The 26,968-nt window shown below is 59.9% G+C and carries 22 protein-coding genes; 11 read left to right on the forward strand and 11 right to left on the reverse strand.

Annotated features, from left to right (window positions below):
* Positions 1 to 44: 44 nt before the first annotated feature.
* The 5 genes from IG616_RS06430 to IG616_RS06450 all read left to right on the forward strand — a co-directional run bounded on the left by IG616_RS06430 (position 45) and on the right by IG616_RS06450 (position 6,056).
* A complete protein-coding gene (locus IG616_RS06430) occupies positions 45 to 899 on the forward strand; it encodes a carbohydrate ABC transporter permease (protein ID WP_425504160.1) in 855 nt (284 codons plus the stop codon).
* A 2-nt stretch (positions 900 to 901) separates the two neighbouring features.
* Positions 902 to 2,032: an ABC transporter ATP-binding protein gene (locus IG616_RS06435; RefSeq protein ID WP_192147321.1), complete on the forward strand. Its 1,131-nt coding sequence runs from the start codon at positions 902 to 904 to the stop codon at positions 2,030 to 2,032.
* 32 nt (positions 2,033 to 2,064) lie between these two features.
* A complete protein-coding gene (locus tag IG616_RS06440; RefSeq protein WP_192147322.1) occupies positions 2,065 to 3,330 on the forward strand; it encodes an ABC transporter substrate-binding protein in 1,266 nt (421 codons plus the stop codon).
* An 81-nt stretch (positions 3,331 to 3,411) separates the two neighbouring features.
* A complete protein-coding gene (gene pglA, locus IG616_RS06445; protein WP_192147323.1) occupies positions 3,412 to 4,935 on the forward strand; it encodes a polygalacturonase PglA in 1,524 nt (507 codons plus the stop codon).
* Positions 4,932 to 6,056 carry a glycoside hydrolase family 88/105 protein gene (locus tag IG616_RS06450; RefSeq protein WP_192147324.1) on the forward strand — a complete coding sequence of 375 codons (1,125 nt, stop codon included), beginning with the start codon at positions 4,932 to 4,934 and terminating at the stop codon, positions 6,054 to 6,056. The genes pglA and IG616_RS06450 overlap by 4 nt, the downstream gene beginning before the upstream one ends.
* A gap of 37 nt (positions 6,057 to 6,093) precedes the next feature.
* Here IG616_RS06450 and IG616_RS06455 read toward each other — a convergent pair whose 3' ends face one another.
* Positions 6,094 to 6,912 (reverse strand): GntR family transcriptional regulator, encoded by an 819-nt coding sequence (locus IG616_RS06455; protein ID WP_192147325.1) that lies wholly within the window; start codon positions 6,910 to 6,912, stop codon positions 6,094 to 6,096.
* Between the two features lie 142 nt (positions 6,913 to 7,054).
* On the opposite strand from IG616_RS06455, the gene IG616_RS06460 reads away from it, so the two are divergent.
* From IG616_RS06460 to IG616_RS06470, 3 genes are read left to right on the forward strand one after another with little or no spacing between them, the layout of a single operon-like run.
* Positions 7,055 to 8,026 (forward strand): sialic acid TRAP transporter substrate-binding protein SiaP, encoded by a 972-nt coding sequence (locus IG616_RS06460; RefSeq protein ID WP_246476148.1) that lies wholly within the window; start codon positions 7,055 to 7,057, stop codon positions 8,024 to 8,026.
* A 23-nt stretch (positions 8,027 to 8,049) separates the two neighbouring features.
* Complete coding sequence (locus IG616_RS06465; protein ID WP_192147327.1) at positions 8,050 to 8,631, forward strand: TRAP transporter small permease; 582 nt, start codon at positions 8,050 to 8,052, stop codon at positions 8,629 to 8,631.
* A gap of 11 nt (positions 8,632 to 8,642) precedes the next feature.
* Positions 8,643 to 9,920: a TRAP transporter large permease gene (locus IG616_RS06470; RefSeq protein WP_192147328.1), complete on the forward strand. Its 1,278-nt coding sequence runs from the start codon at positions 8,643 to 8,645 to the stop codon at positions 9,918 to 9,920.
* Positions 9,921 to 9,956: 36 nt separating this feature from the next.
* Here the strand turns inward: IG616_RS06470 and IG616_RS06475 are convergent, their stop codons facing one another.
* Together IG616_RS06475 and putA are read right to left on the reverse strand one after the other, a co-directional pair.
* Positions 9,957 to 10,823, reverse strand: coding sequence for a pyrroline-5-carboxylate reductase family protein (locus IG616_RS06475; protein ID WP_192147329.1), 867 nt, complete (start codon positions 10,821 to 10,823; stop codon positions 9,957 to 9,959).
* Between the two features lie 47 nt (positions 10,824 to 10,870).
* Complete coding sequence (putA, locus tag IG616_RS06480; protein WP_192147330.1) at positions 10,871 to 14,341, reverse strand: bifunctional proline dehydrogenase/L-glutamate gamma-semialdehyde dehydrogenase PutA; 3,471 nt, start codon at positions 14,339 to 14,341, stop codon at positions 10,871 to 10,873.
* A gap of 73 nt (positions 14,342 to 14,414) precedes the next feature.
* Between putA and IG616_RS06485 the strand changes: the two genes are divergently transcribed.
* The gene (locus IG616_RS06485; RefSeq protein ID WP_192147331.1) at positions 14,415 to 14,918 is read left to right on the forward strand and encodes an Lrp/AsnC family transcriptional regulator; all 504 of its coding nucleotides are present in this window, start codon (positions 14,415 to 14,417) and stop codon (positions 14,916 to 14,918) included.
* A 66-nt stretch (positions 14,919 to 14,984) separates the two neighbouring features.
* Here the strand turns inward: IG616_RS06485 and iolB are convergent, their stop codons facing one another.
* From iolB to IG616_RS06525, 8 genes are all read right to left on the reverse strand, one after another.
* The gene (iolB, locus tag IG616_RS06490) at positions 14,985 to 15,803 is read right to left on the reverse strand and encodes a 5-deoxy-glucuronate isomerase (RefSeq protein WP_192147332.1); all 819 of its coding nucleotides are present in this window, start codon (positions 15,801 to 15,803) and stop codon (positions 14,985 to 14,987) included.
* Complete coding sequence (gene iolE, locus IG616_RS06495; protein ID WP_192147333.1) at positions 15,800 to 16,696, reverse strand: myo-inosose-2 dehydratase; 897 nt, start codon at positions 16,694 to 16,696, stop codon at positions 15,800 to 15,802. Before iolE ends, iolB begins: the two co-directional genes overlap by 4 nt.
* A gap of 145 nt (positions 16,697 to 16,841) precedes the next feature.
* Positions 16,842 to 18,683, reverse strand: a complete 1,842-nt coding sequence (gene iolD / locus IG616_RS06500; protein WP_192147334.1) for a 3D-(3,5/4)-trihydroxycyclohexane-1,2-dione acylhydrolase (decyclizing) — start codon at positions 18,681 to 18,683, stop codon at positions 16,842 to 16,844.
* Positions 18,680 to 20,614 carry a bifunctional 5-dehydro-2-deoxygluconokinase/5-dehydro-2-deoxyphosphogluconate aldolase gene (locus IG616_RS06505; RefSeq protein ID WP_192147335.1) on the reverse strand — a complete coding sequence of 645 codons (1,935 nt, stop codon included), beginning with the start codon at positions 20,612 to 20,614 and terminating at the stop codon, positions 18,680 to 18,682. The genes iolD and IG616_RS06505 overlap by 4 nt, the downstream gene beginning before the upstream one ends.
* Before the next feature lie 15 nt (positions 20,615 to 20,629).
* Complete coding sequence (locus tag IG616_RS06510) at positions 20,630 to 21,409, reverse strand: ATP-binding cassette domain-containing protein (protein WP_192147336.1); 780 nt, start codon at positions 21,407 to 21,409, stop codon at positions 20,630 to 20,632.
* A gap of 1 nt (position 21,410) precedes the next feature.
* A complete protein-coding gene (locus IG616_RS06515) occupies positions 21,411 to 22,553 on the reverse strand; it encodes an ABC transporter permease (RefSeq protein ID WP_192147337.1) in 1,143 nt (380 codons plus the stop codon).
* Positions 22,554 to 22,722: 169 nt separating this feature from the next.
* On the reverse strand, positions 22,723 to 23,664 hold the full coding sequence (locus IG616_RS06520) for a sugar ABC transporter substrate-binding protein (protein WP_192147338.1): 942 nt from the start codon (positions 23,662 to 23,664) through the stop codon (positions 22,723 to 22,725).
* Positions 23,665 to 23,799: 135 nt separating this feature from the next.
* Positions 23,800 to 24,618, reverse strand: coding sequence for a MurR/RpiR family transcriptional regulator (locus tag IG616_RS06525; protein ID WP_192147339.1), 819 nt, complete (start codon positions 24,616 to 24,618; stop codon positions 23,800 to 23,802).
* Between the two features lie 122 nt (positions 24,619 to 24,740).
* Here IG616_RS06525 and iolG point away from each other — a divergent pair, with 122 nt between their 5' ends.
* The gene (gene iolG / locus IG616_RS06530) at positions 24,741 to 25,739 is read left to right on the forward strand and encodes an inositol 2-dehydrogenase (protein WP_192147340.1); all 999 of its coding nucleotides are present in this window, start codon (positions 24,741 to 24,743) and stop codon (positions 25,737 to 25,739) included.
* Between the two features lie 52 nt (positions 25,740 to 25,791).
* The gene (locus tag IG616_RS06535) at positions 25,792 to 26,916 is read left to right on the forward strand and encodes a Gfo/Idh/MocA family protein (RefSeq protein ID WP_192147567.1); all 1,125 of its coding nucleotides are present in this window, start codon (positions 25,792 to 25,794) and stop codon (positions 26,914 to 26,916) included.
* The last annotated feature ends 52 nt before the right edge of the window (positions 26,917 to 26,968 follow it).

Here is a 26,968-nt window from a genome sequence, read left to right on the forward strand (position 1 = left end):
TTCGGGAGAATGAGACCGAAGCCATGTTGGCGGCTTCGCGAGCCATGGCCGCAAGGCAGCTGCGCAACGAGCGGATCTCGGCGGCAGTCCGCTATACTCTACTGGTCGCTGTCGGCTTCGTGATGCTCTATCCGCTGATCTGGCTGATCGGGGCCTCGCTGAAGACCAATTCCGAGATCTTCGCCAATCCGGGCTTCATCCCGGAAAATCCAACGCTGGATGGATATGTGAAGGGCTGGCAGACTTCCACGCCTTACACTTTCACCCATTTCTTCTGGAACACGTTTCTGATCATCTTCCCGAAGACTCTTGGGACGGCGATCTCTTGCACGGCAGTCGCTTACGGGTTTGCCCGCTTCGAGTTTCCTGGAAAGAAGATCCTGTTTGCGTCGCTGATCGCAACGCTGCTGCTGCCGAATGTGGTAACCCGCATTCCCCAATACTTGCTGTTCCGGGATCTGGGGTGGCTCGATAGTTTTATGCCGCTCTGGGTGCCTTCCGCACTGGCGGGTGATGCGTTCTTCGTCTTCATGCTGGTCCAGTTTCTGAGGGCGATCCCGCGGGACATGGAAGAGGCGGCCCGTGTGGATGGCGCCAACAGCTTCCAGACGCTGGTCTTCATTGTTGTGCCCATGCTGGCCCCGGCTCTGATTTCCGTCTGCCTGTTCCAGTTCATGTGGACCATGAACGACTTCCTGGGGCCGCTGATCTACATCTCCTCGGTCGATAAATATCCGATCAGCCTGGCGCTGAAACTGTCAATCGACACCACCGAAGCCTTTGAGTGGAACCGCATCCTGGCCATGTCCGTACTGGCGCTGGCTCCGGCTCTGATCGTGTTCTTCCTGGCTCAGAAATACTTCATCGAAGGCATCTCCACCGGCGGGGTGAAGGGATAACCATGGCGCGCTTGCAACTCAGAAATCTCGAAAAGACCTATGGCAATCAGTTCAAGGCGGTGCATGGCATCAACCTGGATGTCGAAGAAGGCGAGTTCATGGTGCTTGTCGGCCCGTCCGGCTGTGCCAAGTCCACCACGCTGCGCATGATTGCCGGTCTCGAAACCATTTCCGGCGGGGAAGTCCGGATTGGGGACCGGGTGGTCAACGATCTGGCTCCGGGAAAGCGCGGCATCGCTATGGTGTTTCAGAACTACGCGCTTTATCCGCATATGAAGGTGCGCTCCAACCTGTCCTTTGGCCTGCGCATCCAGAATATGCCGAAAGCGGAGCGCGAGGCCGCGACGCAAGAGGTCGCCCGTATCCTTGAAATTGAAGAGCTTCTGGACCGGTTGCCGAAGCAGCTGTCTGGTGGCCAGGCGCAGCGTGTCGCTCTTGGGCGCGCCCTGATCAAAAAGCCGGAAGTCTTCCTGTTCGATGAGCCGCTGTCCAATCTGGACGCCAAGTTGCGTGCCTCCATGCGGGTGAGGATCATCGACCTGCACCGGCGGCTGAAGCAGGAAGGCAAGCCTGCGACCGTGGTCTATGTGACTCATGATCAGACCGAAGCCATGACCATGGGTGACCGGATCTGCGTCATGAAGGAAGGCCGGATCATGCAGGTGGCGGATCCGAAGACCCTCTATAACCGCCCGGCAAATCTCTTTGTCGCCGGGTTTATCGGATCGCCCGAAATGAACCTGATGCAGGGGCGGCTTGAGGATGTTTCCGATCCCGTTTTCCGCCTTGGAAACCAGTCAGTCCATCTTGGCCGCGAACTGGGTTGCAGGCTTGCATTCGCGGCTTCGTCGGAAGCGACTGTCGGCGTCCGGCCACAGCATTTCGAGCTGGTCAGTGCGGATGCTGGAAGCGGCTTGAATGGCTGCATCTCGCACGTCGAGTTCATGGGTCACGAAGTGTATCTGCATGTCGATCTCGGCGGAGTGAAAGTCATCGCCGTTGTAGGAGCTGCTGACTACGAAGCGCTGGACCGCTCATCAGGCCAGCTGCGTCTCAAGCCGCAGGCCGCGTCGGTTCATGTGTTCGATCCGGCCAGCGGGGAAAATGTGTCGCTGGCGCGCGAGGCTGCGTGAGCGGCCTGAAAGTTCTATTGGGAGGAACAGAAATGAAACAGTCTTTTTTCCTGAGCGCGGCGGCAGCTGCACTTTTGGTAACCTCAGCGGTACAGGCTGCGGATCTGCGCATGTCCTGGTGGGGTGGTGACAGCCGCCATGTGGCAACGCAGGAAGCGCTGAAAGCCTGCGGGGCTAAATATGGCCACACGATCAATCCGGAGTTCACCGGCTTCAAGGGGCATCTTGAGAAGCTGACGACCCAGATCGCGGGCGGCACCGAAGCAGACATCATGCAGGTGAACTGGCCTTGGCTGCCGCTGTTCTCGCCCCATGGCGATGGCTTTGCGGATCTGAACGAGCTGTCCGGCACGATCAAGCTGGACAACTGGACGAAGGAACAGCTGGATAGCGCCACGGTTGAGGGCAAGCTGGATGGTCTGCCGGTCTCGACGACTGGCCGCGTCTACATGTTCAACAAGACCACCTTCGAGAAGGCGGGTATCCCGGTCCCCACAAGCTTCGCTGAGCTGATTGCTGCCGGAAAAGTGTTCCAGGAAAAGCTTGGGGATGACTACTATCCGTTCCAGGCCAGCCAGGAAAATGCGGTCCTTCTGATCGGTCAGATCGCGACCCAGCTCTCCGGCAAGGATCTGGTCGATCCGGAAACCGGTCAGGTCTCCTGGAGCAAGGATCAGCTTGTTCAGGCCATCAATTTCTATCAGTCTCTGGTGGATGCGCATGTCGTTCCGAGCTGGAAGGCCGCCGCTGCCGAGGGCAACGTCATGCTGCATGAGGATCCGCGCTGGGCTAACGGCATGATTGGCGGCTCGTACGAGTGGGACTCCACTTACTTCAAATACTCAGATCCGCTCAAAGCGAGTGGCGGTGTCTTGGAGCCGGTGAAGATTCTCAAGGTTGATGGGGCCGTTACCGAGGGCGTCTACCGCAAGCCTTCCATGCTGTTCTCGATTTCGAAGAATTCGAAGAACAAGGAAGCTGCGGCCCAGATCGTCAACTGCCTGATGAATGAGCCGGAAGGCATCAATGCTCTGGGGGCGACCCGCGGGCTGCCTGCATCAAAGGCTGCGGCCGCGCTGCTGTCCGAGACCGGCAAGGTCAATCCGATCCTTCTCAAGGCGAATGAGATTGTCATGGCCAGCGAAGGTCCGAGCATTTCGCCCTACAACGAGCATCCGCAGATCCGGGATATCTTTAAGGACACTCTTGAGGAGTTCGCCTATGGCGCGATCAGCGCTGACGAGACAGCTGACCGCATCATCGAGGATGCAAACGCCACCTTGTCCGAACTGAACTGACTATCTCAGAACGGGTCAGCCGCCTTTGGGTGGCTGACTTCCAATGCGCGCTACTCCACCCAGAGATCCGATACAAGTTCTATGTCTCAGCCCCAGATCCGTCTCAGTGCCGCAGGCGCCCGTTCAGCGGCCATTGTTCTTGCCATGCCTGAGGCCAAGTATCACCTGAAGAATCCGGTGGACTGGAGCCTGTCCTCGCAAAGGGGAAATGTGCGGCTTGGCCAGACGGACAAGTCGATGGTCTGTTTGCATGATTTGGAGCCGGGAACACGGTACCGGTTCGAGGCCGAGGGCGAGCTTCTTGAGTTTCGTACCCGGCCCTGTGCTGGCGCTGTCAGGCTTGATCAATTCGGTGCATCGACCGGGGCGGAAGACAACCGTGACGCCTTCGCCTGCGCGATTGCAGCCGTTCTTCACGGCGGTACGCTGATCGTTCCCCGTGGCACGTGGAAGACCGGCCCTATCCAGCTTAAGTCTGCCATGACCCTTTATCTGGAGGACGGGGCGGTTATCGCTGCAATTGGCGACCGGACAGACTGGCCGATCCTCGAGGCTCAAGATGCCAATGGCAAGATGCTAGGCTCTTGGGAGGGCTTGCCCGCCCGCTGCTATGCGGGTGTTGTGAACGCGGTTGGTGCGGAGGATCTGTCGATCACCGGACCGGGCGTCATTGACGGCGGCGGTGACCGGGGGGACTGGTGGTCCTGGCCGAAGGAAACCCGGGAGGGAGCCCGCCGGCCACGGCTGATGCATCTGATCGGCTGTGAGGATGTCCTGCTGCTCGGACTGACGATCTGCAACTCTCCTTCCTGGACGGTCCACCCGCAGGGGTGCCGACGGCTGACTGCGGTTGGGCTTCATATTTCCAATCCACCGGATAGTCCGAACACGGATGGCTTTGATCCAGAAAGCTGCACCGAAGTCCTGATTGAGGGCGTTAGGTTTTCTGTCGGGGACGACTGCATTGCCATAAAGTCCGGCAAACGTGCTCCCTCCCAGTTTTGCCACCTTTCACCAACCCGCGGCGTCACCGTGCGCCACTGTTTGATGGAGCGCGGTCACGGCGGTGTTGTGCTGGGCAGCGAGATGAGCGGCGGCATTCATGATGTGCTGGTCGAAGATTGCGAGATGGTCGACACCGACCGGGGTCTGCGCATTAAAACAAGGCGCGGACGCGGCGGCACCGTCAGCGGGGTGACTTTCCGCCGGGTGGATATGGACGGCGTCCACGCTGCCTTGACCGCCAATGCTTTTTATTTCTGCGATCCGGATGGTCACGATGGCTGGGTGCAGAACCGGGCTCATGCACCGGTCGATGTCACCACACCCTTGATCAGGGACATTCTCGTTGAAGATGTCAATTTGAGAAACGTGAGTATCGCTGCAGGGGCCTTTCTGGGCCTGCCAGAAGCACCGATTACCGGAGTCAAGATCCGCGGCCTGACCGTAACTTACGCACCGGATGCTCAGGCTAGTGTGCCGGTTATGGCAGACGGCGTGCGGAACATGCGTCACATGCCACTGGTCGTCGAGAATGCGGAACTCGTCTGCGAAACAACGGGCTCCGGCCCCCATCTGCACGTCTGCGAGGGAGTGTCGTCATGAACCCGCTTGAGTTTTTTAACCGCTATGCGGAGTGCTGCCAGCCATATAAGGGGGGCAACTGGTGCTATGAGGATGGGCTTATTTATCGCGGACTCTCCCTCCTGCACAAAGCGACTGGGGACCAGCGCTTTCTGGATCATCTGCTGCGCTTGGCGAATGCCCAGATTGCGCCGGATGGCGCGCTGCGAGGCTATGATCCGGACGAATACAACATCGACAATGTCATGCCGGGCCAGTGCCTGTTTTACCTCGCGGATGTGACCGGCGATCCGCGCTATATGGCGGCCGCTGACCGCTTGATCGGCCAGTTGCAGACCCATCCGCGCACGCAGTCGGGCAACTACTGGCACAAGCGGATCTATCCAAACCAGGTGTGGCTGGATGGGCTCTATATGGGACTGCCCTTCCAGATCGAATATGGCCGGAGGGCTGGCTCTGACATGCTTGTGAATGACGCGCTGGATCAGCTCGTCCGGGCGCTGGAGCTGACCGGGCGCGGCGATGGCCTCTATGTTCATGGCTATGACGAAGCCCGCCAGCAGGCCTGGGCCGATCCTGAGACCGGGCACTCGGCGGCTTGCTGGGGCCGGGCGATGGGCTGGCTCGCCATGGCTCTCGCCGATGTTGCTATGCTTTCAGGCCGGGAGGCTTTCCGGGTAAAAGGGCTTGAGGCCCGCAGCCTGGATCTTTTCGAGAAGCTTCTGGCGCTGAAGGCTCAGGACGGCTTGTGGCTTCAGGTGATAGACCAGCCAGACCTGCCAGGCAATTATTCCGAAAGCTCTTCATCGGCGATGTTTGCCTATGCCTTTCTGCAGGCGGGCAGTTCAGGCTTATGGGAAAAGGGGATAGCGGAAGGACAAAAGGCGCTGGAAACGGTGATCAAGTCTGCCTTGATACCAGGCGGCAATGGAGAGACCGCCCTTCAGCGCATCTGCCATGTGGCTGGTCTGGGTGGCTTTTCTGGCGCTTATCGCGATGGAACGCCGGAATATTACCTCACTGAAGCGGTTGTTGCGGACGATCCAAAGGGCGTCGGCCCGCTCATGATGGCCGTTTCCGCATGCATCATGAGCGGCGAAAAGCTTCTGAACGCTCCGGAGCACCTTCGAATGCCAGCCTGAGAGGGGGCTGAGGTTTCAGTCCCTGCATGCTTGAGCCTCAGACGACGCTCTCCGGCAGATTGTCTAGATCGATATCGATGATGAAATACTGCGGGTTCTGCGCGACCCCCTTCGCGATATAGCTGCGCAAGCCCGTCAGATGGGTGGCCATCTCTTTTGCGGCGCGCTCCTGGCTGCCTGCCTTGAGTTCTTCGACGATGGTCGTGTGCTCGCGCACGACGAGGTCCATACGGCCTGCCTGTGCGAAGGTGAGACGGCGGAAGCGGTCCATCTGAACCTTGATTTCCTGCACATGTTCCCAGACCCGGGGCAGTCCGGCGATGCGTCCGATCAGCTCATGAAACTCGTCGTCAAGGTGATGGAAGCCCGCAATATCATCCATACAGGCAACATCGGCCTGAAGGGCGAGATGTGCTTCCAGTTGCTGCCAATCATCTCTTGTAGCTCTGGCAGTCGCCGTCTTTATCAGCATCATCTCAAGGGCCCTGCGCGACAGCATGGCCTCAGGCAGAGCCGAGACAGGAATGCGCCCCACGTAGGAACCTGACTGGGGAACGACCTCGACCAGCCGTTCTTCCGCCAGCCGGAGGATGGCCTCCCGGACCGGCGTGCGGCTGACACCTTCAAGCTGGGCGATAGCGTTCTCGGAAATCGGGGTGCCTGGCAGGAGATCCAGTTCAATGATCGAGGTCCGGATCTTTTTATAGAGCCGCTCGCCGATGGAGACGTTGGACCGGATGAGCCAATGTGCAGGACCCGTCGGTCCGCTGTTCGGTGCGCGGTTTCTGCGTTTTCGTGGCCGGGGATCTTCCGGAGAAACCTGGACCTGGGAAAGCTTTGGAGGGGTCGGCTTCATAGTAATTGCTGCCCTGCATCATAGCTGCGAGCTTGATTTCCTGATTTATCTTGCATACCAGTTAATGTGTCGGCTGTCCGTTCTGAAAAGACTGGAGGCTGAAAAAACCAGAGGGAGACTGGTTTTCATGAGGAGGATTTCGATGATCAAGTCGTTCAAGGCAGCCCTTGCTGCCGGGTGCATCTTTTTGTCTGGTGCATCCACTGGTTATTCTGCCGAGGAACTGAAATGGGCACACGTCTATGAAGACGGGTCGACCTATCACCAGCAGGCGCTTGCCGCGGCTGCCGAAATCAAAGAGCGCACGGAAGGCCGCGTGGATATCAAGGTGTTCCCGGCGTCGTCTCTTGGCAAGGAAGTGGAAATCAACGAGGGTCTTGGTATTGGCGCGGTGGACATCATCTACACCGGCCCGAGTTTCGTGGAGCGCTATTACGGTCCGATCGCCATTTCCGACTATCCGTTCATCATGCGGGGCTATGATCATTGGAAGAGCTATCGCACGTCGGATCTGTTCAAGGAATTATCTGAAGGCTATCACGAGGCCACCGGTAATCAGGTGCTGAGCCTGCTCTATTACGGCATGCGCCACGTGACGTCCAACAAACCGATCCTGAAGCCTGAAGACATGAAGGGTCTGAAGATCCGCGTGCCGGATTCCCCGCTCATGCTGATGTTCCCGAAAGCGGTGGGCGCGAACCCGACGCCGATGGCGTTCTCCGAAGTCTATCTGGCCCTTCAGCAGGGCGTGGTGGATGCGCAGGAGAACCCGCTGCCGACCATCAAGTTCAAGAAGTTCTATGAGGTTCAGTCCAACATCAACCTCACCGGCCACCTTCTGAACTCCCTGCTGATCATCGCATCAGATGATGCGATGGAGCGCATTGGCGAGGCAGATGCTGCGATTGTCCGTGAGGTCATGGACAAGACTGCGATGGTTGTTTCCGATGAAATCCGCCAGCAGGAAGACGATCTGGTCGCCTGGTTCCGCGAGCAGGGCGTTACGGTTAACGAGGTCGACCGCAAGCCGTTCCAGGATGCGGTTCTACCGTCTCTGACAGGCGACGGTGTGCCTTACACCATGGAGCAGTTCGAGCGTCTTGGTGCCCTCTGAGGGCATGATCCGGAGCTGTTTTCATGATGAAAAAACGTGAAGGGAAGGGTGCGCCAGCGGCGCACCCGGATCTGGCGATGGACGGCTTCGACCGGGACGCCGATATCTCAGATTTCCGTGTGACGGACATTCCGGGGCTGATTGCCATCTGGGCACTGACCGTCATTGTCTTCCTGCAGTTCTTCACCCGCTATGTGCTCAACGACAGTCTGGCCTGGACCGAGGAGCTCGCCCGCTACGTGATGGTGGTGGTCGCCTTTTTCGGGGCGGTGTCCGTTTCGCGGAAGGGGCAGCACATCTTCCTGGAGTTCTTCTACCGCTATCTGCCGCTCCGGTTTGCCAAGCTTATGGCTGTGGCAATGGAGGCCGTGTCCATGCTGTTCTGGGGCTATATGGCTTATCAGGCAGTTCTGCTTGGCCAGAAGACCCGCACCAAGATGGCGTCTATTGAGCTGCCGAAGAACCTTCTGTTCTATGCGGCCGCCATTGCCCTGGCCTTCATGGCTTTCTACTCGGCCCTCTGGCTGATCAGAAAGATCCGGCAGCGGCCGGAGGATCTGGTGAAACAGATCGAGAAACAGGCTCTTTCCGAGATATCTGACTAAGCGGATCCCCAATGGCCCTTGCGCTTCTCTTTATCATTCTCTTTGTGCTGCTCATTGCCGGGGCGCCCGTTGCCGTTGCCCTCGGTGCCGCATCCCTGACCTATGCGCTGATCGAAGGGGTTCCGAGCATGGTGGTGCTGCACCGCATGGTCGGCGGTATCGACAGCTTCCCCCTGATCGCCGTGCCGTTTTTCATCATGGCCGGGCATCTGATGAACACAGCCGGCATTACCACCAAGATCTTCGCCTTTTCCCGCGCCGCTGTTGGCTGGATGCATGGCGGGCTGGGCCATGTGAATGTCGGTGCTAGCGTGATTTTTGCAGGCATGTCCGGTGCAGCCGTGGCAGATGCGGGCGGTCTCGGAAACATCGAGATCAAGGCCATGCGGGAGGCCGGATATGATACGGATTTTTCTGTCGGCATCACGGCAGCGTCCTCGACCATCGGGCCGATCATTCCGCCGTCCCTGCCTCTGGTAGTCTATGGCGTCATTGCCGACACCTCGATCGGCCGCCTGTTCGCGGCAGGTCTGATACCTGGTCTGCTGATGGCCTTTTCGTTGATGATCATGGTCGCCTATTACTCGCGGATTCGGAAATACCCGCGGGATGACCGGTTCCGCTTTGACGTCTTTTTCCGCACGCTCTGGGCCGCGCTCTTGCCGCTTCTGACCCCGGTCATCATCGTGGGCGGTATTTTGTTCGGCATCTTTACGCCGACGGAATCGGCGATCGCGGCGGTCGCCTATGCGCTGTTCCTGGGGCTGTTTGTCTACAGGACACTCGATTGGCGGCGCGTTCTGCGTGTGTCCATGGACACGGTCGAAACCACGGCTTCGGTTATGATGATCGTTGCCACATCGACGATCTTTGCGTGGATCCTGACGGCCAATCAGGTTGCCGAGGTGTTTGCATCCGGTTTGCTGGACCTAACCACGAACAAGACGGCCATACTGCTCCTGATGATGCTGATCGTTCTTGTGATCGGCTGTTTCATGGAAACCATTGCGGCCATTACCATTCTGACGCCGGTGCTGTTGCCGGTCGCCCTGTCGGTGGGCGTGGATCCGGTGCATTTCGGTATCATCCTGATCCTCAATCTGATGATCGGGTTGCTGACGCCGCCGGTTGGGATGGTGCTGTACGTTCTGTCAAAAGTGTCGGAAGTGCCTTTCGAGCGTTGCGTCGTGGCGACGGCTCCGTTCCTGATCCCGCTGATTTCCGTGCTTCTGCTTCTGACCTTCGTGCCGGAACTGACGCTCTGGCTGCCTTCGATCATCTACAGATGACTTTAATGGTCCCCGGCCTGCCGGGGACCTCACTCATCACGATTGCATCCGTCTGGACGACCCCTGGAAACGCTGGTGTGCTTCGGAAATCGCGGCAGGAATGAGCCGCGGCAAAGCATCATGATGCTCCAGCACGGTCCGGCTGGTTCCTGCCAGGTTTGCTTCCTGTTTGAGAGCGGCAGGGCTGCGGGCATCCTGGCGCAGCATGGCGGACGCGCCGAACAATGTTTGCTGCACAAGGCTTTCAGCAAGGCTCAGGGGCATGCCCTCGGTGTAGAGGGTCATGATCATCTGCTCTGCCAGCGAGAAAACAAAACCAGGCCCATCGCCAGATACGGCTGAAGCCAGGTCAAAGTGGCTTTCGTTCTCCAGCCAGTTGAACTGGCCGACAGAGGCCATGAGGCTGGCGACGGCCTTCTGCTCGGCGGAAGTGAGTGTGGAGGGGGAACAATGTCCGATGGACATTCCCTCGCCGACCATGACCGGGAGGTTCGGTGTGACACGGGCCACCTTTTCCGTCTCCAGCCTTTCCTTGATGAGGTCAAGGGAGAGGCCGGGAATGATGGACACGACAATCGCCCCCTGGGCCAGCTCGACGAGAGCCGGGCAAGGCTGATCGAGCACCGCCGCCTTACCCGCAAGCAGAAGAATTTCCGGCTTCAGTGCTTTTGCTCTGTCCGCCCTGCAGAGCAGGCGGATCCGGGAGCATTTTGACAGGACGTCTCTGATCCTCTCGACATGGGGATCCACCACGGCTAGAGCCGCATGCGGGTTCTGCTTTTCCCATCCGGCTAAAATGGCGGCGGCTATCTCGGAACAGCCAAAGGACAGCACATCCACATGACCCTTTGCAGATAACGAAGCGGGTCTCTGTTTCTGACGCGTTGCAGCGGTCTCCAGCATCCATTTCCCCCTTTTGGATTTTATCAGGATTTCTGTCAGGACAGGTTTTAAGATTTCCCGGCGAGCTGAGCCGACTGAACGAGCAATGCGGCGTTGCCTCCGGCAGCTGTCGTGTCGATACAGACATGCCGCTCGTGCGCCACATGACCGACGTCCGGCAGACCTCCGATCAGCGGCAGGATCGGGCCATTCCGGTTGGCCAGTGCTTGTGCAAAACTTTGCGCCGTCTGTACATCGCCCCACCACATCACGCCGGAGAAGCCATTTGCCTCCGTCAGGACTGCCGGGTCGACCGGCAGAGCGTGGGCAATCGCCGTGCCGCCCAGTTCCTGCACGCGGCGGACCTGCTCTGCCGCAATGTCCGCGCCCGGACCCAGACAGAGCACGGGTTCACGTGGATGACGGGTCAGAATGTTGCTTTCGCCGGTCGGTCCCGGCATGCCTACGGACGGTCCTTCCTTCGCAGGAGGGGCGGTCTTCAGGAGCTTTTCAAGGCCTTTGGTTGTGGTGCTGGCGCCGCCATCAAGGCTCGCAGCATAGGTTCCGGGAGCCGGGCGGCTCTTGAAACGCGGCAGGTAATTCGGGCCACCTGCCTTGGGACCTGTACCCGAAAGGCCCTCACCGCCGAAGGGTTGGGAGCCGACAACCGCACCGATCTGATTGCGGTTCACATAGATGTTTCCGGCATGTACCGCCTGGCTGACCTCTTTCACCCGTTTGGTGATACGGCTGTGCAGACCAAAAGTAAGGCCGTAGCCGCAGCTGTTGATCTCGCCGATGACCTTTTCGAGGTCTTCCGCGCGATAGGTTGCCACATGCAGAACGGGGCCGAAGATCTCGCGTTCAAGATCTCTGATGCCGGACACCTTGATCAGGGCCGGGCCGACGAAGTGTCCAGTTTCAGGGGCGGGCAGCTGTTTGATGAGGCGGCCGTCCTTGCGGGCGGTCTCTACATGCTGATCGATCGTGGCCTTGGCGGCTTTGTCTATGACGGGTCCAATGTCCGTGGTCAGCTCCCAGGGATTGCCTAGCTGATATTCATCCATGATGCCCTGAAGCATGGTGATGAAGTCTTCGGCGATATCTTCCTGGACATAGAGGCAGCGAAGGGCCGAGCAGCGCTGGCCTGCGGACTGGAACGCAGAGGCGCATACATCGCGGGCGGCCTGTTCCGGCAAGGCGGTGCTGTCAATGATCATGGCATTGAGACCGCCGGTCTCCGCGATGAGCGGCGCGTCCGGTGCCGTGCCGACAGCCATGGATTTGCGGATGTTCAGCGCGGTCTGTGTGGAGCCTGTAAAGGCGACGCCGGAGACACGTGCATCGGAGGTGAGAGCTGCGCCAACGACAGATCCCTTGCCGAGAACGAGCTGAAGCACTTCCCGAGGAACGCCTGCTTCATGCAGAAGCTTCACTGCAAGGGCTGCGATCAGAGGGGTTTGCTCGGCAGGCTTTGCCAGAACGCCGTTGCCTGTGGCAAGGGCTGCTGCAATCTGGCCGGAGAAGATCGCCAACGGGAAGTTCCAGGGGCTGATGCAGGTGAAGATGCCTTTCGGGTTTTCTGCATGCTTGGCCGCCTGATCCGCATAGTAGCGCAGGAAGTCGACTGCCTCGCGCACTTCTCCGACCGCATCGGCCAGGGTCTTGCCGGCTTCTCTCGCCAGGAGATTGAAGAAGGCGCCGGTGTTTGCTTCATAAAGATCAGCCGCACGGTTGAGGACGGCTGCCCGGGTCTCGATGGCGGCGGTCCAGCTGCGGGCCGCGGCCAGGGCCTGTTCGACATCTTCGGGTGACGCATTGGTGACCGTGCCGAAGGCTTCGCCCGTTGCCGGGTTCACAGCACGCACGCTCTCTCCGGCGCTTGGCTGAGTTGCCAGCTGCGATGTGGCGTTGACCGGAACGTCCCCGTTGCGGGCAGTCTCGATGACGCTCAGAACACCCCGGCTGGAGATATCATGGCCAGCACTGTTCCGGCGGGAGGGGGAGAAGATGTCCGGGCCCGGTGTCACGCTCTTGCCGGGCGTGTAGCCAACGGCTTCAAGCGCGGCGAATGGACAGGAGACGACGTCTTCCGGGGCGATGCTCTTGTCGACGATCTGGTTCACGAAGGAGGAGTTCGCACCATTTTCAAGAAGCCGGCGGACGAGATAGGCCAGCAGATCCCGATGTGCGCCAACCGGCGCGTAGATCCGGCAGCGGGTGCCGTTTTCCTGCTTCACGATGTCGTGCAGCTTTTCTCCCATGCCGTGAAGGCGCTGGAATTCAAAAGCATCTTTGGAAAGGCCAGTGGCCATTTCCAGAACGGCGGCCATGGTGTGGGCGTTGTGGGTGGCGAACTGCGGATAGACATGATCCGTCATGCCGAGCAGCTTGCGGGCATTGGCAATGTAGCTGACGTCGGACGAAACCTTGCGGGTGAAGACCGGGAAACTGGGCAGGCCCAGAACCTGGGCGTGCTTGATCTCCGCATCCCAATAGGCGCCCTTGACCAGCCGGATGGTGATGCGGCGGTTCAACCGCTTCGCGAGATCATGGAGCCAGTCGAGAACCGCTCCGGCCCGGCGGCTGTAGGCCTGCACCACGATGCCGAACCCGTCCCAGTCAGCAAGGGCCTCGTCTTCCAGAACTTTCTCAATCACCTGAAGGGAAAGGATCAGGCGGTCCGCTTCCTCGGCATCGATGGCGAGGTTCATGTTGGCGGCCTTGGCCTTTACGGCAAGTGCCTTCACAGCTGGAACCAGCTCGGCCAGAACGCGCGCTTCCTTTGCGGTCTCATACCGGGGATGCAGAGCAGACAGCTTTACGGAAACGCCGGGATTGTCGCGCATGTCCGGCTTGGTGCAGGCGCTGGCCAGGGCGTCGATCGTGTCGGCGTAGCTCTTGTGATAGTGGGTGGCGGCCTTCGCGGTCATCGCGGCTTCGCCCAGCATGTCATAGGAATAGGTAAAGCCCTTGGCTTCCTTCTTTTCCGCCCGGTCCATGGCCTTGCGAATGGTTTCGCCCAGAACGAACTGGCGGCCCATTTCGCGCATGCCCTGGGCAACTGCGGCGCGGATGACTGGTTCGCCAAGACGCTTCACGGCGCCGCGTACAATGCCCGTCAGACCGGACTTCTTGTCGCTCAAGACCTTGCCTGTCAGGGCAAGGCCAATGGTTGAGGTGTTGACCAGCGGCGAGGTGGAATGGCCCCGGTGGGCATCCCAGTCGTGCGGGACGATCTTGTCTTCGATCAGATCATCGATGGTCGCATCATCCGGCACGCGCAGAAGGGCTTCGGCCAGGCACATCAGCGCGATGCCTTCCTCTGTGGACAAGCCATATTCTGCCAGGAACACTTCCATCAGGCCCAGCTCGCCATCAGCCCGGATCTTGGCAACCAGCTCTGCCGCTGAGCGCACGATGGCTGCCCGCTCGTCTGCTGACAGATTTGCCTCTGCGCTCAAGCTCCGCAAAAGGGCCGGTTCATCCTGAAGCTTCAGGGCATCGATACGATCAAGCGTGGGATGGGCCGCGAGCATTTTTGTTCTCCAATGGAAGATCGCCTATGATACTGCTGTTCAGGAATTCATTTCGTCTGAAGGATGAAATCCTATGGTCAAAAGAACCAAAGATGATGGCAGAGACGATCCAAATGGAATAGCAGACCTCGACAAGATCGACGTCTCGATCCTGAAGGTGCTGGCGGCGGATGCCCGTATTTCAATGACCCAGCTGGCGGAGGAGGTCGGCCTGTCCAAAACGCCGGTGCTTGCCCGTGTCCGGCGTCTTGAGCAGCTGGGGGTGATCACCGGCTACCGGGCGATGATCTCGCCGGTGCGGCTGGGTGTTGCCCATATCGCCTTTGTGGAAGTCAGGATGATGGACACACGCGAACCGGCTCTGCAGGCCTTCAACCTGGCCGTTTCCCGCATTCCGGAGGTGGAGGAATGCCACATGATCGCGGGCGGCTATGACTATCTCTTGAAGATCCGCACGCGGGATATCGCCGACTACCGCCGGGTTCTGGGCGAAAAGATCTCGTCTCTCCCCCACGTCTCCGCCACCTCGACGTTTGTTGCCATGGAGACCGTGAAGGAAGTGGCTCAGCCGATGTGATCAGGCTAAAACAAAAGAAGCCCGCGGGGAGGAGACGCGGGCTTCTTGTTATCCGGGCAACAGCGATCAGGCGTCGCGCTGGGCGATCCAGTCGTGGTCCGGATGGTTCTTGAAGCGCCACTTGCGCATCGGGCCTGCCATGACGTTGAGATAGTACATCTCGTAGCCATAGGGTGCGCCGCAGGGGTGATGGCCCTTGGGGACGAGAACCACGTCATGGCTGGAAACCGACACCGTCTCGTCCAGCTCTCCGTCTTCTGTGAAGACGCGCTGATGGCCATAGCCCTGATCCGGGTTGAGACGGTGGTAATAGGTCTCTTCCAGATAGGTCATGTCCGGGAAATTGTCCTCATCGTGCCGGTGCGGCGGATAGGAGGACCAGTTTCCGGCGGGCGTGAAGACTTCCGTTACCAGCAGGCTGTCCGCAACGTCGGATTCTTCCATGGCAATCGGGAAGATGTAGCGGGTGTTCGCACCCTTGCCGCGGACGACCTTTTCCGGCCTGGGCAAAACACGGGCCTTGTGGCCACCGTTGCCGGGGGCCGTGCAGACGCCGATGGTGCAGTCCGTGGTGGCCTTGGCCGACCAGTCGCTGCCGGACGGGACATAGACGCTGTGAGGAGCGAGTTGCTCGAACACGTTCATCCGCTCGCCCTGCTCACCGAAGTTTTCGCCAGCGGCGGAAATCTCGGCTTTGCCTTCGACCATGACAAGAATGACTTCGAGATCGCCAGTGGTCTCGGACACGGTCTCGCCAGCCTTCAGCCGGTAGAGGCCGAAACCGACATAGCCCCAGTCCGGAGACTTGGGTCCCTTGGCGTTTTCGATGGTGATGTCATGAACCTTGCCGGCGGTGCCGGAGGGCTTGCGGAGGAGATCGCTCATTTCAGGTCGGCCTCTTTTGCGAGTGTCTTCAGGGTTTTCAGGCCGAGGCTCTGATACTGGAAGGGATTGCGCACTTCCGGATCCTGCTCGGCCTCAATCACGATCCAGCCTTCATAAGCTGCGTCCTTGAGGATCTGGATCAGCGGGGCGAAGTCCACGCCGCCTTCCTCGTCACCCGGAACGGTGAAGACACCGGCACGCACGCCGTCCATGAAGGACAGGCCCTTTTCGCGGACTTCGTTCATCACGGCTGGACGCACGTTCTTGGCGTGGAAGTGACGGACGCGGTCGACGTACTTCTTCAGGACCGGTGCAGGGTCAACGCCCTTACCGCCGAAGTAGCAGTGGCCTGCGTCGAACAGCAGCTTGGTTGCCGGACCGGTCGCCGCCATGAAAGCGTCGATTTCTTCGGGGGTCTCGACCACGGTGCCCATGTGGTGGTGGTAGACGAGATGAATACCCTGCCCGGCGCAGAAGGTAGCGAGTTCTTCAACCTTGGCACCGAAAGCCTTCATGTCATCCGCGCTGAGGACCGGGCTCTGGGCCAGGTCGGTCTGGGAGCCCTGGATGGTGTTGGAGGTCTCGCAGACGATGCAGACCTTGCAGCCATTGTGCTTCAGCTTGTCGAGATGCGGCTGAATGGCCTTCTTCTCTTCCTCGACGGACTGAGCTAGCAGGTTCAGAGAGTACCAGCCGGAAATGAACTTCAGGCCATAGCTGCCCAGAAGCTGCTTCAGCGCTTCCGGATCGTTCGGCCAGCGGTGGCCGTTCTCTATCCCGTCGAAGCCGATTTCAGAGGCCTCCTTGAGGATCTGTTCTGTCGGGATATGAGCACCGAGGGTCTGGTCGTCGTCGTTTGCCCAAGCAATCGGGTTGGTGCCGTAGAGGATCATTTCGAAGGTTCCTGAACGATATAGGAGGGATCGAACCAATGCCGGGATATCTGTCCCGGTTTTTTGTCATTTGCAGGGCAGGTCCCTGCAGACCGGAGGCGCCCGGAAGGGAAGACTTCCGGGCGGATCGTTTCGTTTGAGGAGATCAGTTCACCAGGTTCTGGCGTTTCATGTTCTCCACATAGGAAGCACGGGCCTCCTTGAGCTTTCCGGTGCTGCCAACTTCTGGCACGGCAACGTCCCACCAGTGGCCGCCGCCATTTTCGCCCGGGCCATGCATCGGGTCCGTGTCGATGACGATCACGGTCGGGATGGCCCGGTCACGGGCTGCGAGGATCTGGGCTTCCAGATCGGCGATGTCCTTGGCCTTGACTGCATGAGCGCCCATGGAGGCTGCGTGGGAGACAAAGTCGATGTCTGGCTGCTGCTCGACATTGCAGTCACTATAGAGGTTGTTGAAGCGCTCTCCGCCGGTGCCCATCTGCAGCCGGTTGATGCAGCCATAACCACGGTTATCTGTGAGAACCACTGTGAAGGGCACCCGGCGCATGACGGCGGTGGCCAGTTCGGAGTTGGCCATCATGTAGGAGCCGTCGCCGACGAAACAGACCACGTCACGGTGAGGCTGTGCCAGCTTGATGCCGATGGCGCCGGCAATCTCGTAGCCCATGCAGGAGAAGCCATACTCCATGTGGTAGCCAGCCTGAGGTGCCTGCCAAAGCAGCTTGAGCGCGCCCGGCATGGTTCCGGCCGCACACATCGCAATGGTCTTGTCCGTCGAGGTGCGTTGCACCGCGCCGATCACTTCGGCATCGAGCGGCAGATAGCCCTCCGGTGTGTCCGTGCGTGCGCTGCAATGGGCATCGACCTTGGCCAGCCAGTCGAGGCGGGACTGCGGATCGAAGGCTTCCGCCTTGTGACCGCCAAGCCCTTCGGAAATCATTTCCAGAGCGACCTTTGCGTCCGCAACCAGGCCAATGGCGCCGTGCTTGCCCGCGTCATAACCCTGGACATTGATCGAGACGAGCTTACGGCCCGGCTGGTTGAACAGGGTCCACGAGCCTGTGGTGAAGTCCTGAAAACGGGTGCCGACGCCGATCACAAGATCAGCTGTTTCCGCCAGCTTATTGGCGCTTTCCGCACCATCTACTCCGGCAGCGCCGAAGTTCATCGGGTGAGATTGAGCCAGAGCGGACTTGCCTGCCTGGGTTTCGATCACCGGCACGCCGTGCTTGATGGCGAAGGTGCCAAGCGTGTCTTCCGCCTGGGAATAGATCACGCCGCCGCCGCAGACGATGACCGGGTTTTTCGCGGCCTTGATCAGCGCGACGACGTCGGCCAGATCCTGAGCATCTGGAGCCGGGCGGCGGATGCGCCAGACTTTCGGCTCGAAAAAGCTTTCCGGATAGTCATAGGCTTCCGCCTGAGTGTCCTGGCAGAACGCAAGGGTGACCGGGCCGCAGTTGGCCGGATCGGTCATGATCCGGAAAGCGCGGGGCAGGGCTGTCAGCAGATGTTCCGGACGGCTGATCCGGTCGAAATACCGGCTGACCGGGCGGAAGCAATCGTTGGCGGAGACGGTGCCGTCGTCAAAGTCCTCGACCTGCTGCAGCACCGGATCCGGGCGGCGGTTGGCGAAGACGTCGCCGGGGATCAGCAGAACCGGCAGACGGTTGACATGTGCCAGGGCGGCTGCCGTGACCATATTGGTCGCGCCGGGGCCGATGGAGGAGGTGACGGCCATGGCGCGGGTGCGCTTCTTGGCCTTGGCATAGGCGATGGCCGTATGGGCCATCGTCTGCTCGTTCTGGCCGCGCCAGGTCGGCAGGGCGTTGCCTGCCTTTTCCAGCGCTTCCCCGAGACCGGCGACATTGCCGTGGCCAAAAATGGCCCAGACGCCATCAATGAAGCGTTCGCCGTCTTCGGTCATCTGAGCCGAGAGATAGCGGACCATGGCCTGAGCCGCGGTGAGACGGATGGTAGTCATGCGGTCTTTCCTTGCGCATCGCTTGCCTTGGCTTCGCCGCGAGCCTTGTCCCAGATCGCGCACAGGCGGCGGTATTTTTGGCTCATGTCGGCGATTGCGGCGTTGTCGTCAAGAGAGCCAGCCAGCCATTGGCGGGCGGCCTCGGCAAAGATCGTGCGTCCAACCGCAAACCCCTTCACCAGGTCGAACCGGGCTGCTTCCGCGAAGCTTGCCGCAAGAGCCTCTTCGGGGGCGTCGAGTCCGAGGACCACGATACCACGGGTGTTCGGATCGTTGCGGGTGATCGCGTCGCAGGCAAGCGCCCAAGCCTTTCCCGTCGTCATCGGTTCCAGCTTCCACCAGTCCGGATAAAGACCGATGTCATACATGCGCTGAATGACCTTTGCGGTGGTCTCGTCATCCACAGGGCCAACCTTGGACGGGATGACTTCCAGAAGCACTTCGAGACGGTTGCGGCGGGCAGCAGCAAAGAGACGGATGAGGGTGTCTTCCTGGCTTGCCTTCATCTCGTCCGTGTCGTCCGGATGATAGAAACACAGCACCTTGACCACATGCTCAACCGGCCATTCGGACAGGCCGCCGAAGTCAGGTCCAAGTTCCGGCTCCAGGGTCAGCGGACGGGAGGCGGGCCATTCGACCGGATGGCCGATCCAGAGCCCCGTACCAGCTGCCTCATAAAGAGCTTCCCGGCCAAGGCGGCTGTCGCAGAGGATGCCGTAACCAGACTGGTTTCCGGCCACGTCACGGGCAGCGCGCAGGCACAGGCTTTTGAATTCACCGATCTTGTCATGAGACACGCCAGCTGCATCCGCCATTTCTTCCAGCTGAATGCGATGGTCGAAGGCGAAAACCCGCATTTCCGGCCAGTCCAGATCCCGGTTGGTTGCCCAATGGATCTGTTCCAGTTCAGCGTCCTTGCGCAGAGCAGGGGTCTTCACCCCGCGCTTTAGGAAGAACTGCAGCTCTTCCCAGCTCGGATAGGCAGGGGTGCAGCCATGACGGCTGACGGCAAACGCGCCACAGGCATTGGCATAGGTCAGGCTGGTGACCCAGTCGCAGTCGGTCATCCAGCCGGTCAGAAGCCCGGACATGAAGCCGTCGCCAGCGCCCAGAACGTTGAAGACTTCGATGGGGAAACCTGGGCCGGACAAGCCTTCATCCAGCGTATCCGGAATGCCGCCGGTGAAGGCTGCCGCGCCCATGGCGCCGCGCTTGCAGACGAGCGTTGCCTTGGAGACCTTGCGGACATTGCGCAGCGCCTCGATGGTGTTGGTCGACCCGCCTGCGATATGGAACTCTTCCTCGGTGCCGACGATCAGGTCGAAGAGGTGCAGGGTCGACTGCAGCTTTTCGGTGACCTTGGCCGATTCAATGAAGCGGTTCTCGCCGTCGCCGTGGCCGGACAGGCCCCAGAGGTTCGGACGGTAGTCGATGTCGAGTGCCGTGCGCCCGCCGGTTTCCCGGGCAAGACGCAGGGCTTTCAGGACAGCCGCCTCGGTGCGGGGGTGGGACAGGTGCGTGCCTGTGGCCACAACCGCCCGCGCCGAAGCGATGAAGTCCGGATCGATGTCATCTTCGCACAGGGCCATATCGGCGCAGTTCTCGCGATAGAAGATCAGCGGGAACTGGTGCTCGTCACGGATGCCCAGCAGAACGAGGGCTGTCAGGCGCTCCGGGTCGGTCTTGACGCCGGTGACGTCCACGCCTTCGCGTGCCAGCTGCTCCCGGATGAACCGGCCCATATGCTCGTCGCCAACGCGTGTAATCAGGGCGCTTTTCAGGCCAAGGCGCGCGGTGCCAGCCGCCATATTGGTGGGCGAGCCGCCAATATACTTGTTGAAGGACGCCATGTCCTCCAGGCGGCCGCCGATCTGAGCGCCGTAAAGATCCACGGAGGACCGTCCGATTGTGATGACATCTAGTTTCTTCAAGGGTCTATCCGTTCGTCAAACTGTTCCGCCGAGGGAACCTTCCAGTTCTGCCAATTCCTGTCCTCCCGCCATCAGATCCTGCAGCTCCTCCGCTGCAATTTCGCCTTTCCTTGCTGTGCCAAGTGTCTTGCCCCGGTTCAGAACCGTGAACCGGTCACCAACGGCCATGGCATGACGCACGTTGTGTGTGATGAAAACGGCCCCGATGCCCTTCTTGCGGACCTTGTCGATCGTGGCGAGCACATTCGAGGTCTGGCGTACGCCAAGCGCCGAAGTGGGTTCATCGAGGATCAGCACTTTTGCGCCGAAATAGACGGCCCGTGCGATGGCAACCGTCTGGCGTTCGCCGCCAGAGAGTGTGCCGACCGCCTGGTCCGGGGAGCGCAGATGGATGCCCATCTTTGCCATTTCTTCCATCGTGACGGCATTGGCCTGCCCGAAGTCGAAGAACTTGAACGGGCCAGCCCGCCGCTGAGGCTCACGGCCCATCCAGAAATTGCGGGTCACGGACATCAGCGGGATCATGGCGAGATCCTGATAGACCGTTGCAATTCCGGCTGTCATGGCCTCGCGCGGGTTTTCAAACCGCATTTCCTTGCCGTCCATCAGGATCTGCCCCTTGGTCGGCTTATGGACACCAGACATTGTCTTGATGAAGGTGGATTTTCCTGCACCGTTGTCGCCCAGCAGGCAGTGGCATTCGCCGGGCATGACCGAGACGGACACGCCGTTGAGGGCGATGACAGGGCCGAAGTGTTTCTCGATGTTGACGAGTTCGATAAGGGGAGCGGTCATCTCAGCGTTCTCCCGTGATCATGCGGCGGATGTAGGTGTTGAGGATCACGGCAAGCAGCAGGATCACCCCCAGGAACACGCGGAACAGCGAGCTTTCCACGCCAGCGAAGAACAGGCCCTGCTGAACCACGCCAAAGATGAGAGCGCCGAGCGCCGCGCCAATGACAGAGCCATAGCCCCCGGTGAGCAGAGCGCCGCCGATCACCACCGAAATGATGGCCTCGAATTCCTTCAGCAAGCCGCGGTCAGCCGCGGCGGAGCCGAATTCCATGACCTGACAGGTTGCGAAAACCGTTGCGCAGAAAGCGGTCAGCATGAACATCAGGATCTTGACCCGGTCGACAGGTACGCCGACGTAGCGGGCAGCTTGCGCATCCCCGCCAGCTGCAAAAATCCAGTTGCCGAAGCGCGTCTTGGTCAGAAGGACATGGCCGAAGATGATCAGCGCGAGAGCCCAGACCACAAGCATCGGAACACCTTCCACCACTGGCTGGCCAGCCTTGGGTCCGGCGACGAACTTGCCGACGACGCCCATGTCGGCGAGCCAGACGAATGCGCCGCTGAAGATCTTACCGCCGAAGAGCCAGGCGATGGGATCGCCTTCAGCAGCTTCGCGCACGCCGCCGATGATTGTCTTGCGGGTGGTGGTGATGGAAATGAAGATCGTCAAACCGCGCAGAATGTAGAGAAAAGCGAGGGTGACGATGAAGGAGGGCAGGCCCGTCTTGATCACCAGATAGCCGTTAAGCGCGCCGATCAGCAGCGCCAGCGCAAAGGCGGCAAGGATCGCGACCCAGGTGGGGAACCCCCACTGAACGGTCATCAGGGCGATAATAATGCCGGAAAAGCCGATCATCGACCCAACGGAAAGGTCGAACTCACCGGCAATCATCAGCAGGCAGGCGCCGACAGCAATGATCGCGAACTGAGCGGACACGGTGCCCCAGTTGATGATGCCTTCAGGAGCGAACATGCCGCTGTCGCCAGCGATGGTGAGGAAAAAGGCGAAGACGAGAATGGTGCCGCAGATGGCGCCGAGCTCGGGCCGGATCAGGGCCTTGCGCAGCGGTGAAATTTCACGGACGCGTTCGTCCTTGATCGCTGCTGTGATCTGTTCGGGTGTCTGGCCGCTTGTGTCAGCCATTGCATCCTCCTGCCAGCCGCGAGCCAAGCCCGGGCCGTCCAACTGCCTGCCCCGTGAAGGGTGCAGATAACGCTGTTTGGTGATCTTTGTGTTGGCGCCTCCCGAAGGAGGCTCCAGCGCCACGAAAACTTTGGCGTGGCGCCGGACCGCTTATGCGGAGTGATAGTCCTTAGCGGTATTCACCTGCGTATTTTTCGACCAGGCCGATGTTGGACTTCGTGACGAAGCCAGGACCGGAGTTGATGGAGTTCCCCGGAACAACGCCGTAGCGGGTCAGGTTGGTCAGGATCACGACCGGCAGATACCCCTGAAGGTAGGGCTGCTGGTCGATGGCGAATGCGATGACGTCCGACTTGATGGCTGCGGCGATTTCGCCGGAAAGATCGAAGGTGCCGAAATGGATGGTGCCGGACTTGCCCATTTCCTCAAGCGCAGCAAGGGTCGGATGAGCGGACGTCGGCCCGAGGGTCAGGATGCCGTTGGTGTCCGGGTTGGCCTGCAGGTAAGCCATGACCTTGGACTTGATTTCTGCCGGATCCTGGCCGCTGTCGATCATCTGGTTACCCAGTTCGACGCCAAGCGCATCTGCATAGCCCTGGCAACGCTCAACCGACGCCGGGTTGGTGATGTAGTGGTTCACACAGAGGAACTTGGTAACACCAGCAGCCTTGGCCTTTTCGCCCGCGCCCATGCCAGCAGCATGTTCAGGCTGACCCACATGCATCAGAGCGCCAATGGCCTTGGACTGCTCTTCGGTGCCGGAGTTGATGGTGATGACCGGGATGCCCTTGGCAACTGCGTTGGACAGCGGGCCGGACAGAACGTCGTAGTCGGCGATGGTGGCGATGATGCCGTCCGGATTGGATGCAGATGCCTGCTCGATGATGCGGGCCATGTCGGCAAGGTCACCCGTTGGCGGGTTGCGGTACTCGACGGTGACGTTCATCTGGTCACCGGCGACCTTGATGGCATTCTTGATGGTGTTCCACCAGCTGTCGCTGTCCGGTGCATGGCTTACCAGAATATAACGTTCGCCTTCAGCCTGTGCAGGCATCGCGACCGAGGTGAGGGCAAGGGCTGCGGCCGCCATTGCCATAAATGTCTTTTTCATCGGGTTCCTCCCAGAACGGTTGGCCTGGCGGCTGTGCCAGACCAGGAAATTGTCATGGCTCGCCGTCTCCTCAGGCTGACCATGAAATGGAATATAAATTCCAAATCTAGAATCGCGCAATGAAAATTTTCTATGTCAGGACTTTTCCCGACGGGCGCCCACCGAAACGGCAAGCGCAATAGCCAGTGCGAAACTGGCAGAAAGAGCCCGGAAGTCACCGACATCCAGCTCCACCACCAAAAGGCTTGTCGCGCCCATCCGGACCAGAGGACTTGTCACCAGATCGGTGATCGCGACCAGGTCCGCACCCTGACGCTGGGCGGCTTCCGCAATCTCAAGGGTCTGTTCGGAATAGGGAGCGAAGGTGACGGCGATGACTGCGTCGCCCTTCTGGATGGTGTGGTCGAAGCGAATGCCTCCGATGCCCGTATGCAGAACGCTGGGAACCTGCATTTTCTCAAAGGCATAGGCGAGGTAAGAGGTAACCGGGAATGCTCTCCTGAAACCCACGAGGTGAATGGTGCGGGCCTTGGACAGGGTTTCGACGGCTTTTTGCAGCGCCGCCGGATCCACCGACGTCATCAGGTTTTCCAGTGACGCGCGTCCAACTTCCACGAACTCTGCCAAAAGCGCGGAGGGCGATTCCGTTCCATGCTCCCGCAGCTTTGCGAGGCGGGTTCCATAATCGGGCCACTTCTGAGAGAAATCTGTGCGAAACAGTTTCTGCATCTGGGAAAAGCCTGAGAAGCCCATCTCCTGGCAGAAGCGCATGAAGGCGGAGGGCTGAACATCCGCGCCAGCCGCCAGTTCCGCGACGGTGGAGACAGCAACCCGGTCGGGATTGGCTGCGACATAATCGGCGCATTGTTTCAGCCGCTTTGGAAGAAATTCCGCCCGTTCTCCAAGGCGTTCGATGAATGCGTCGATGGTTTGCGGTGCCAGGTCAGTTGTCATGGTTTGTCTTTTCGTGCTTGACACGTTCTATTGAAAGTGATTTTGGAATTTTTATTCCAAAGTGGCAACCCTCGCGATTGGCGAGCCGATGATGCCAAGATTCATCCGGGAGGATACAGATTATGACGCTCAATGTTGCGCTGCTGGGTGCAGGCCGCATCGGCAAGGTTCACGCCAAGGCTATTGCCGCCACCGAAGGCGCCCGTCTGGTCGCCGTTGCGGACGCGATGGCTGAAGCTGCAAATGCGCTTGCGTCTGCTTATGGCGCGGAAGTGCGCAGCATTGACGCGATTGAAGCGTCTGCTGACGTGAACGCCGTTATCATCTGCACGCCGACCGACACGCATGCCGACCTGATTGAGCGTTTTGCCCGTGCCGGCAAGGCGATCTTCTGCGAAAAGCCGGTGGACCTGTCCGTTGAACGCGTCCGCTCGTGCCTGAAGGTTGTCGAGGAAACCGGCGCCGTTCTCATGCTCGGTTTCAACCGCCGCTTTGACCCGCACTTCCGTGCCGTTCGCGCTGAAGTTGATGCGGGCCGCATTGGCGATGTGGAAATGGTCCAGATCACGTCCCGTGACCCGGGTGCTCCGCCGCCGTCCTACATCAAGTCTTCCGGCGGCATCTTCCGCGACATGACCATCCACGATTTCGACATGGCCCGCTTCCTGCTGGGTGAGGACGTCGACACTGTGATGGCAACGGGTTCCGCTCTCGTTGATCCGGAAATCGGCCGTCTGGGCGACTTTGACAGTGCATCGGTGATCCTGACCACTGCGAGCGGCAAGCAGTGCACCATCTCCAACTCCCGCCGGGCCACCTACGGCTACGATCAGCGGATTGAAGTGCATGGCTCCAAGGGGGCTGTCAGTGCCGAGAACCAGCGTCCGGTCTCCATCGAAGTGGCAACTGCCGATGGTTATACCCGTCCGCCGCTGCACGACTTCTTCATGACCCGCTACACCGAGGCATATGCAGCCGAAATCGCAGCGTTCGTGAAGTCGGTTGAAGGTGGTGTTCCGGCGAGCCCAAGCGGCAAGGATGGCCTTGCAGCCCTTCTGATCGCTGAAGCTGCCTTGAAGTCCATTGCCGAAAAGAGGGCTGTTTCGATCAGCGAGATCTGATCCCCGGCAACCATACAGCTGCGATTTGGGAGGAGAGCGGATGCAGCAAGATATCAAAACGATCGGCATTGGCCTGATCGGCACTGGTTTCATGGGCAAGTGTCATGCGCTTGCCTATGGGGCCGTTAAGGCGGTGTTCGGCGATGTGCCGGCGCCGCGTCTTGAAGTCCTATGTGAGGTGCCTTCCGAGAAGGCGGCTGAATATGCCGGCCGCTTCGGCTTTGCCCGCTCGACCTCGGACTGGCGGGATCTGATTGCGGATCCCGCGGTGGATATCGTCTGCATCACGACTCCCAACAAGATGCATAAGGAAATGGCGCTGGCGGCTTTGGCCGCCGGCAAGCATGTGCATCTCGAAAAGCCGATGGCCCTGACCATCGAAGATGCCCGGCAGATGGCCGCAGCAGCGGCAGGCGCCAGGGGGCGCACGATCACGGGCTATAACTATCTTCATAATCCGGCAATTACCCACGCCCGGCGTCTCATTGATGCCGGTGCAATCGGCCGCGTGGTCCAGTTCCGTGGTGTGATCGATGAAGACTATCAGGCAGATCCCGAACTGCCATGGTCATGGCGCGCGATGCGCGAACAGGCGGGACTTGGGGCATTGGGCGACATCGGCTGTCATCTGGTCAGCATTGCGAATGCGCTGGTCGGGCCCGTGGAAAGTCTGGTGGCCGAAATGCAGACTGTGCATGAAACCCGCCCCGTCGAAGGCGGCGGCCGCAAGCCGGTGGAGAACGAAGATATTGCCTCGGCTCTGCTGACCTTCCGCAATGGTGTGAAGGGTCTGATTACCGCTTCCCGCAGCGCATGGGGCCGCAAGAGCTATATCGCGTTCGAGGTCCATGGCACTGAAGGCATGATCCGCTACGATCAGGAGCGGATGAACGAGCTGCATCTTTATCAAAATCGTGGTGAGGTGGCCGAGCAGGGCTTTAAAACAATCCTGACGGGACCTGCACATCCGCCTTACGGTGAGTTCGTGCCCGCGCCCGGACATCAGCTCGGGTTCAACGATCTTAAGGTGATCGAGGTTCACGAGTTCCTGCGTGCCATCGTCGAGGGGCGTGAGGCTAAACCGAATTTTACCGACGCGCTCCACTTCGAGGAGGTCATTCACGCCGTCGCCAGATCTGCGGAAACAGGCGAGCGTGTCGTGGTTGGTCTTCGCTGACTTCCATGCGCCGCAACTCGCTGACATTGTTTTGCAGAAAGGTTGTGGCGGT

Origin of the sequence: Roseibium litorale (assembly GCF_014842915.1) — a bacterium.
GTDB classification, from domain to species: domain Bacteria; phylum Pseudomonadota; class Alphaproteobacteria; order Rhizobiales; family Stappiaceae; genus Roseibium; species Roseibium litorale.